Source organism: Motilibacter deserti, from assembly GCF_011250635.1.
GTDB classification, from domain to species: domain Bacteria; phylum Actinomycetota; class Actinomycetes; order Motilibacterales; family Motilibacteraceae; genus Motilibacter_A; species Motilibacter_A deserti.
The window spans coordinates 1-8,577 of record NZ_JAANNP010000079.1 but is presented as its reverse complement, the minus strand read 5'-3'; the positions used below and the strand labels follow the sequence as shown (position 1 = coordinate 8,577).

The following is an 8,577-nucleotide window of genomic DNA, read 5'->3' as shown; positions in this document are numbered from 1 at the left end:
CGCTGGTCGTCGTCGCCACGCCGGGCACGGGCGCGCTCTACACAGTGGCCGCCGGCCTGGCCCGTGGAGCCCGCGCGAGCGTCGTGGCCGCACTCGGCTGCACGCTCGGGGTCGTCCCGCACATGCTCGCGGCCATCACCGGGCTGGCCGCGCTGCTGCACGCGTCGGCCGTCGCCTTCTCCGCGATCAAGTACCTCGGCGTCGCCTACCTGCTCTACCTCGCCTGGCAGACCTGGCGCGACCGCACCCCGTTGCACGTCGACAGCGGCGACGACGGCGACGGCAAGGGGGCGCCGGCCCCGGCCCCCGGCTGGGCCGTGATCCGGCAGGCCGTCCTCATCAACGTGCTCAACCCCAAGCTCACCGTCTTCTTCTTCGCGTTCCTGCCGCAGTTCGTGCCCGCGGGCGAGCCGAACGGCTGGCTGCGCATGACGGGGCTGAGCCTGGTCTTCATGGCGGTCACGCTCGTCGTGTTCGCGGCGTACGGCCTCTTCGCCGCGGGCGTCCGGGCCCAGGTCGTCTCTCGACCGCGAGTGGTGCTGTGGATGCGGCGCACGTTCGCCGCGACCTACGTCGGCCTCGCGGGACGGCTGGCGCTGCAGCAGCGCTGACGCCGCCCGGGGGAGCCTGCATCCCCCGCCGCGGTGGTGCTGGCATGCCGGCTGTGGAGAACCGCCCCCTGACCCCGCCCGGCGTCCCTAGGGTGTGGCGCCGTGGCGGACGGAACGGCTTCGAGCGGGCGGACGCCTCCGCGGGCACCGGCCGCGGAGGCGGCCCTCGACGTGCGTGGCGTGCGCAAGACGTACAACCCGGACACCGCGCCGGTGCGCGCGCTGCGGGGTGTCGACCTGCGCGTCGGGCGTGGCGAGTTCGTCGCGTTGATGGGCCCGTCCGGCTGTGGCAAGTCGACGCTGCTGCACGTCGCGGCCGGGCTGGAGCCCGCGGACGACGGCAGCGTGCTGCTCGCCGGGGAGGAGATCACCGGCCTCGGTGAGAGCGCGCTCGCGAAGGCCCGCCGCCGGCACGTCGGGCTGGTGTTCCAGTTCTTCCACCTGCTCGAGGGCATGAGCGTGGCCGACAACGTCGCGCTCGCCGCTCTCACCGCGGGGTGCGGCCGGCGGGAGGCGCAGGCGCGCGCGGCCGAGCTGCTCGACCTGCTCGGCCTGCTGGACAAGGCGCGCAAGGCACCGGGGGCGCTGTCGGGCGGTCAACGGCAGCGGCTGGCGATCGCGCGGGCGCTCGCGAACCGGCCCACGCTGCTGCTCGCCGACGAGCCGACCGGCGCGCTCGACTCCGCGGGCGCGGCCGAGATCCTCGACCTGTTCACCCGGCTGCACGCTGCCGGCCAGAGCATCCTGCTCGTGACGCACAGCAGCGAGGTCGCGGCCGGCGCCGAGCGGGTCGTCTGCATGCGCGACGGCCGGGCCGTGAGCGACGAGCCGGCCGCGGCGGCCGTGTGATGAGTGCGGAAACCGTTCCCTCGGCCCGGCGCGCGGCCCTGCCCGCACGCCGGCAGCGCCTGCTCCTGCTCGCTGCCGCCCTGGGCCTCGCGTCGGTCGGGGCGCTCGTCGCGCTGGCCGTGCGCGCGCTGAGCGACACCGGGCCGGGGGCCACCGAGGCCGTGCTCGCCGTGGTGGCTCTCGTGCCGGCGCTGCTCGCCGCCGCGGACGGCCCCCGCGTACGCCGGTCGGCCGGCCCGGTCCTGACGGCGGCCGCCGCGCTCGGCGCGGTGGGGGCCACGGTGCTGATCGCGCTCGGGGTGGTGTTGTTGGTCCTGGGCCGGCTGCCCGCCGACGAGGAGCGCAGGCTCGTGCTCCCGGTGGCCCTCGGCACCGCTGCGGCCTCCGCCGCCGCGGTGCCGCTGGTGCGGCGGACGACCCGGGCGGCAGCGCGCGCTCTGCTCGGGGTGCGGCGCTCCCCGGACGAGGTGCTGCGCGCGTTCGGGGACCGGGCGACGTCCGGGGCGCCGGTCGAGGAGCTGCTCGACCAGCTGGCGACGTCCCTGCGCCGCACGCTCTCGCTCGACGTGGTCGAGGTGTGGACGGGCGACGGCACCCGGCTGGAGCGGACGCTGCGGCTCCCCGACGACGGGCGATCCGTCCCGCCGCTGGAGGCGCCGGAGCTCGCGCTGCTCGCGCGCGCCGGCGTCGCGGGGGAGGCGTGGCTCCGGTTGTGGATCCCGCACCTGCTCGACGGGCGCCAGGACGACCAGCTGCGGCTCACCCCCGCGCTGCACGCGGGCTCGGTCCTCGGCCTCGTGGTGGCTGGGCGGTCCGCACAGGCCGCGCGCCTCGGCGAGGCGGAGGAGCGCGTGCTCGCCGACGTCGGCCGCCGGCTCGGCGTCGTGCTGCGCAACCGCGTCCTGGACTCCGCACTGCGCACGACGCTCGAGGACCTGCGCGACGCCAACACCGACCTGCGGCGCAGCCGGGCGCGCCTCGTGTCCGCCGCGGACGCCGAGCGCCGGCGCATCGAGCGCGACCTGCACGACGGGGCGCAGCAGCACCTGGTCGCGCTCGCCGTGACGCTCGGCCTCGCCAAGGACCTGGTCACCGAGGACCCCGCCGCCGCCGTCGAGCTGCTCGAGGAGGCCGCCGCCGACGCGCGCGCCACGGTCCAGCAGGTCCGCGACCTCGCGCACGGGATCTACCCGCCGCTGCTCGTCGAGGCGGGCCTCGCCCAGGCCCTGCCGGCCGCCGCGGCGCGGGCCCGCCAGCCGGTGACGGTGCACGCCTCGGTCGGCCGCTACGCCGCCGGCGTCGAGGAGGCGGTCTACTTCTGCTGCCTCGAGGCGCTGCAGAACGCGGCCAAGCACGCCCCCGCCGCGCCGGTGACGCTGCGCGTGTGGGAGGAGCAGGGCGAGCTCTGCTTCGAGGTACGCGACGAGGGCCCCGGCTTCGACGCCGCGACCGTCCGCCCCGGCTCGGGCTTCGAGAACATGGCCGACCGGCTGGGCGCCATCGGGGGGCGCGTCACCTGGACGTCGGCCCTGGGCGAGGGCACCTGCGTGAGCGGCCGGGTCCGCCCGGCCCTGCAGGCGGCGTGACCATGAGGTGGCCGGGTCCCGGCCCCCGTGCCGGCACCAGGACGGCGTGGGGCGCGGTGCGCGCCGTCGGACGGGTCGAGCTGCGCCGGCGCTGGGCCGGGATCGTCCTCGTCGGCCTGGTCGCCGGGCTCGCGGGGGCGGTCGTGATCGGTGCCTTCGCGCTCGCCGCGCGCACGTCCAGCGCGTACTCCCGGCTCGTGGACGCGAGCTCGGCCGAGGACGCCCGCGTGATGGTCCTGGACCCCGCGCAGGTGCCGGCCGTCACGCGGCTGCCGCAGGTCGAGTCGGCGTGGTCCAGCCTCACGACGGTCGGCAAGCTCGCCGACGACGACCTGGTCTACGTCTCGATCAGCTCCGGCCAGCCGCGGCCGCCCGGGCTCATCACCCCCGTCCCCGTGGACGGGCGGATGCCCGCCGACGACGCTATCGACGAGGTCGCGGTGGACGAGCGCTTCGCCCGCGCGATGGGCGTCGGGGTGGGCGACGTCGTCGACTACACGTTCCTCACCGTCGAGGAGATCTTCAGCTTCGACGAGGGGTTCGGCGAGCCGGACGGGCCGCGGGTCGACCTGCGCGTCGTCGGGGTGGTGCGGATGGCGGGCTCGACCGGCCAGGGCGTCGGCCCGTGGTTCGCCAGCCCCGCCTTCGCCCGGGCCTACGCCCAGTTCTCGCCGGGCTCGACGCTGCTCGTCCGGCTCCGCGGCGGCTACGCCGACGCCGCCGCGTTCTCCGCCGGGCTCGACCGGCTGTCGGCCGACCCTCCCCCGGGGGCCGAGGAGTTCGGGCCGCTGCGCGCGACCTTCTCCGAGCAGGAGGGCGACCCCCGCGTACGCGCCGCCCGGCACGCCGCCGGGATCGCGCTCGGCGCGTTCGCCCTCGTCACCGCCCTCGCGGGAGCGTTCGCCGTCGGCCAGGCCCTCGCCCGGCACCACGCCGCCGGGGCGGGGGAGCAGCGGACCGAGGCTGCGCTCGGGCTGACCGCCGCCGAGCGCGTGCTCGCCCGCATGCTCCCGGCGCTGCTCGGCGCGTCGGTCGCCGCGGCCGTCGCGGTCGCCGGCGGCCTCCTCGCCGGCTGGATCGAGCCGTTGGGGGCGTTGAAGTGGGTCGAGCCCGACCCCGGGTGGCGCCCGGACGCGGCGGTGACCGCGGTCGGAGGCGTCGCGACGGCGGGCGTCTTCCTCGCGCTCACCGCGCTGTCAGCGTTCCGGGCCGGGCGCGCGCGGGCGGACGCGCCGGAGGCTCCCGTACGCGGCGCGGCCCGGCTGCCGGGCGGGCCGGCGGCGGCGGTCGGGGTGGCCTTCGCCTTCGCCCGCGGGCGAGGCCGCAGCGCCGTGCCGGTGCGTACGACCCTGGTGGGCGCGGTGCTCGGCGTGTGCGGGGTGGTGGCCGCGACGACGTTCGGCGCGAGCCTTCAGCGGCTGGACGCGACGCCGGAGCGCTACGGGTGGCCGGCCGACTTCGTCTACGTCGACGCCAAGCCGGACGTGATGACCGAGCTGGCCGCCGACCCCCGCGTCGGTGCCCTGGCCCTCGCCGGAGAGGCGAGCGTGCGCGCGGGCGGCAGCCTGCTGTCGGCGTTCGGCGTCACCGAGCGCAAGGGCAGCCTGCACTGGGAGGTGCTGGACGGCCGGATGCCTGCGGCCGACGACGAGGTGGCCCTCGGCCCCCGGCTCGCGGACTCGCTGGACCTGGGGGTCGGGGACCGGCTCGAGGTCACCCCACCGGAGGGCGCCCCGCGCCGGCTGCGGGTCGTCGGGACCGTCCTCCTCCCCGTCGTCGACTCCCGTCCGCTCGGCAGCACGCTCGCGCTGACGCTGCCCGCGCTCGAGTCCCTCACCGAGGGCGCGCCCACGCTGTCGGGACTCGTCCGGGCCACGAGCCCCGGACACGTCGACGCGCTCTACGACGACCACAAGGCCCGCCTCGAGCTGGGGCGCGCCGAGCAGCCGGTCGAGGTCGCCAACGTGACCGGGCTGCTCGCGCTGCCCCGCGTGCTCGGCTGGTTCCTCGCCGCCCTCGCCGCGGCGGCGTTGGCCCACGGGCTCGGCCTGCTGGCCCGGCGCCGCGCCCAGGACGTCGGCACCCTGCGCGCGCTGGGCTTCACCCCGGGGCAGGTCGCAGGTGCGTTCGTGACGACCGCCCTGACCACCGTGGCGGTGGCGCTGGCCGTCGGTGTGCCGCTCGGGCTGGGCGTCGGCCGGCTGCTCTGGTACGAGACCGCCGTCGCCCTCGGGGTGGCCACCGACGTCGACGTGCCCGTCGGCGCGCTGCTCGCGCTCGTGCCCGCGGCGGCGGCGCTTGCCGTCCTCGTGGCCGTGCTGCCGTCGTGGCGGGCGGCGCGGGTGCGGCCGGCGCGGGTGCTCCGGGCCGACTAGGCGCAGCCGTGCGCACCGTCCACACTTGCCTGCCGTGATCCATTTCCGCGTCATCAGTCCGCCGCCGCTCACGCCCGGGGTGCTCGACGTCTTCCGGCGGGAGCCGGGCGCCACCAACGTGGTCCTGCTGAGCGGGGCCGCGGTCGAGCCGAGCGGCGACCTCGTGCAGGCCGACGTGGCGCGCGAGGCCGCGGACGCGGTGCTCGAGGCGCTGCGCGGCTGCGGGGCCGGCCCGGCCGACGGGCTCGCGTCCGTGAGCCTCGAGACCGTCGACTCCGCGCTCGGCGGCTACGCGGACGAGGCGCGCGCGGCGGCGCCGGGAGCCGGGGCGGACGCGCTCGTGTGGGAGCAGCTGTCGGCGACGACCGGGGAGGACTCCACGCTCTCGGCGTCGTTCCTGCTCTTCCTCACCGTCGCGACGCTGATCGCCGCCGTCGGCCTGCTGCTGGACAGCCAGGTGCTGATCGTGGGGGCGATGGTGCTCGGGCCGGAGTTCGGGCCGCTCGCCGGCGTCGCCGTGGCCCTGCTCGGGCGCGAGTGGGGGCACGTCTGGCGGTCCGCCCGGGCGGTGCTCGTCGGCTTCGCCATGGCGATCGCCCTGACCGCGCTCGGAGTCGCGCTGCTCGACGCCGTCGGGCGGGTGCCGGAGTCCTATCTGGAGGGGCAGCGCCCGCTGACGTCCTTCGTCGCGCACCCGGACGTCTTCAGCGTGATCGTGGCCCTGTTGGCCGGCGTCGCCGGGACGGTGTCGCTCACTTCAGCGAAGTCCAGTGCGCTCGTCGGGGTCTTCATCAGCGTCACGACCGTTCCGGCCGCCGCTGAGATCGCGGCGGCGACCGTGACGGGCCAGCGGGACGAGGCGTGGGGCTCGCTCGTGCAGCTGGGCGTCAACCTCGGGTGCATCGTCCTCGCCGCCCTGCTCACGCTCGTCGTCCAGCGCAACGCCTGGCGCTGGGTACGGCGGGGGCACCCCGGCCGGCGCGGCTGACGTCAGCCCTCGATTCCGGTGGACGAGTGCGCGGCGCCGACGGGCTTCGACTGCGACGACCCGCGCTGGCGCAGATAGATCGCGAGCACCGCGAACGACCCGACGGCGAGCAGTTCGGACTGCCAGTTCTGCAGCGTCCGGCTCCAGAAGTCGGCGGACAGCACGTAGCCGCCGTAGCTCGTCGGCGTCGCCAGCTCGCGCAGCTGCTCCTCGTTGTACGCCGCCCAGCCGGCGATCGACTGGCCGGCCCACGACGCCAGGAAGATCAGCGCCATCACGATGCCGAGCGACCGGGAGTAGACCCGGGTCCGCCACCCGCCGACGCGCGCCCAGGTCGGCGTGTCGTGCTCGACGTAGGCGCCCACCTGCTGGTCCTCGTCGGACTCCGGGCCCTCCTTGCCCGCCTCTTTCGACTCGGGGGAGCCGCGCTGGATCAGCCACACCGTGCCGAACAGGAAGAGGAAGAACTGGAGGTACTCCGACTGCCAGTTCTCCAGCACGTCCGCACCGAAGCTGGCGGTGGTCAGGTAGTGCAGCAACGACACCGTGTCGAGCTCGGCCTGCCGCAGGTCGTTGTTCTCCTGCGCCCAGCCGGCCCACGCCTGCAGGGCGAGGGTGAGTAGGAACAGAGCACCGAACACCAGCGAGAGCGAATTGTCACGCAGGAATCCACGTTCCTGCTTCTGGTCGCTCATCGCTGCGCCAGCCCGAGCGCGGTGAAGTAGACGAGCCCGGCGACGATGACCGCCACGTAGGCGACGAACATGGCGCGCACCGCTCAGCCTCCCTTGACCGTGCAGTCGTACGGCAGCCCCTCGCGCGGGGTGCAGCCGGCGGCGACGACCCGCCAGCCGTCGTCGAACCGGGACAGGAAGTAGGTGTCGTGCTCGAGGCGGACCCGGGCCTGCCCGTCGAAGACGTCGACGCCGACAGCGGTTCCGGCGTCGTTGAGCTCCTGGGCCGTGATCGCCTCCGCGCACTCCTGCTGCTCGTCCTGCTCGAGCTCCTCCAGCGTCGCGGGCGCCAGCGCGGCGCACGCGGACTCACCGTCCTGGGACTGGAGGGCCTGCGCGAAGCGCGTCGCGGCCGTCTCGGCGGCGTCGCCGCGACTGCCGGCGCACCCGGCGCAGGCGAGGCCGAGGAGGATAACGGCGGGGGTCGTTCTGCGCATCACGATCATCGGGCTACCCGCTGGCGCGCTGATCAAGCGGCGCCCAAGCAGCGCGCCACCTTCCGCCATCAAGCGCCACGTCGGGGTGGCCGGCGTCCTGCGCCAGCTTCGGCGAGCCGGGCTTCGCTAGCGCGCCGTCACTTGCTGCACCGTCCGCGACAGCAGGCAGAACTCGTTGCCCTCGGGATCGGCGAGCACGACCCAGGTCGCGTCGGCCGGCTGCCCGACGTCCGCCCGGGTGGCGCCGAGCGCGAGCAGCCGCTCGAGCTCGGCCTCGGTCGAGGTGCCGTCGGCGCGCAGGTCCAGGTGGAGCCGGTTCTTGACCGTCTTCGGCTCCGGGACCGGCACCACGTCGATCGTCGGCCACCCGCCGTCCGCGGGCCCGATGGTGACGATGCCCTCGGCCTCCTCGAGGACGCGCCAGCCGAGCACGTCGATCCAGAAGCGCGCGACGAGGGACGGGTCGTTCGCGTCGATCGCGAGGACGGCGAAGGCGCTGGTCATGACTCTGTCCTACCCACGAACTCCCGCAGCTCAGCGAACTTCTCGGCCAGGGCGGCGGGCGTGTAGTGCGCGTTCAGGCCGCTGGGGTTCGGCAGCACCCAGACCGCCGTGCTGCCGATCGCGTCCGGCTGCAGCCCCAGCTGCGCCTTCGGCAGCCCGAACGCCGCGCGGTACGCCGTCACCCCCAGCACGGCCAGCGTCGCCGGAGCCAGATCCCGCACCTTCGCAGCCAGCGCCGCCCCGCCTGCGACGAGCTCCTCGCGGCCCAGCTCCGCTGCGGTGGCGGTGGCCCGGTCGACGACGTTGGTGATGCCCATCCCGAGCGGCAGCAGCAGGGCCTGCTCGGAGGGGTCGAACTGGCGCGAAGTGAAGCCGGACCGGTGCAGCGCCGGCCAGAAGCGGTTCCCCGGACGGGCGAAGTGGAAGCCGGTGAACGCGGTGTAGAGGCCGGGGTTGATGCCGCAGAACAAGACGCGCAGCCCCGGGGCCGCGA

At 75.8% G+C, this 8,577-nt stretch carries 9 protein-coding genes; 5 read left to right on the top strand and 4 right to left on the bottom strand.

What is annotated here, in order from left to right:
• Positions 1-2 precede the first annotated feature (2 nt).
• The 5 genes from G9H71_RS19645 (at position 3) to G9H71_RS25305 (ending at position 6,409) form a co-directional block, all read left to right on the top strand.
• Complete coding sequence (locus G9H71_RS19645) at positions 3-611, top strand: LysE family translocator (RefSeq protein ID WP_166284483.1); 609 nt, start codon at positions 3-5, stop codon at positions 609-611.
• Between the two features lie 102 nt (positions 612-713).
• Positions 714-1,460, top strand: coding sequence for an ABC transporter ATP-binding protein (locus G9H71_RS19640; protein WP_166284482.1), 747 nt, complete (start codon positions 714-716; stop codon positions 1,458-1,460).
• A complete protein-coding gene (locus G9H71_RS19635) occupies positions 1,460-3,046 on the top strand; it encodes a sensor histidine kinase (RefSeq protein ID WP_166284481.1) in 1,587 nt (528 codons plus the stop codon). Before G9H71_RS19640 ends, G9H71_RS19635 begins: the two co-directional genes overlap by 1 nt.
• Before the next feature lie 2 nt (positions 3,047-3,048).
• On the top strand, positions 3,049-5,421 hold the full coding sequence (locus G9H71_RS19630; protein ID WP_166284480.1) for an ABC transporter permease: 2,373 nt from the start codon (positions 3,049-3,051) through the stop codon (positions 5,419-5,421).
• A gap of 34 nt (positions 5,422-5,455) precedes the next feature.
• A complete protein-coding gene (locus G9H71_RS25305) occupies positions 5,456-6,409 on the top strand; it encodes a DUF389 domain-containing protein (RefSeq protein WP_166284479.1) in 954 nt (317 codons plus the stop codon).
• Positions 6,410-6,411: 2 nt separating this feature from the next.
• Here G9H71_RS25305 and G9H71_RS19620 read toward each other — a convergent pair whose 3' ends face one another.
• The 4 genes from G9H71_RS19620 to mug form a co-directional block, all read right to left on the bottom strand.
• Entirely contained in the window at positions 6,412-7,104 is a 693-nt protein-coding gene (locus G9H71_RS19620; protein WP_166284478.1) for a DUF6766 family protein, read from the bottom strand.
• An 83-nt stretch (positions 7,105-7,187) separates the two neighbouring features.
• Positions 7,188-7,580, bottom strand: a complete 393-nt coding sequence (locus G9H71_RS19615) for a hypothetical protein (RefSeq protein ID WP_231135141.1) — start codon at positions 7,578-7,580, stop codon at positions 7,188-7,190.
• A 126-nt stretch (positions 7,581-7,706) separates the two neighbouring features.
• Positions 7,707-8,084, bottom strand: a complete 378-nt coding sequence (locus G9H71_RS19610; RefSeq protein WP_166284476.1) for a VOC family protein — start codon at positions 8,082-8,084, stop codon at positions 7,707-7,709.
• A partial coding sequence (mug, locus tag G9H71_RS19605) for a G/U mismatch-specific DNA glycosylase (RefSeq protein WP_231135140.1) occupies positions 8,081-8,577 on the bottom strand: 497 nt, incomplete at its 5' end. The genes mug and G9H71_RS19610, both read right to left, overlap by 4 nt.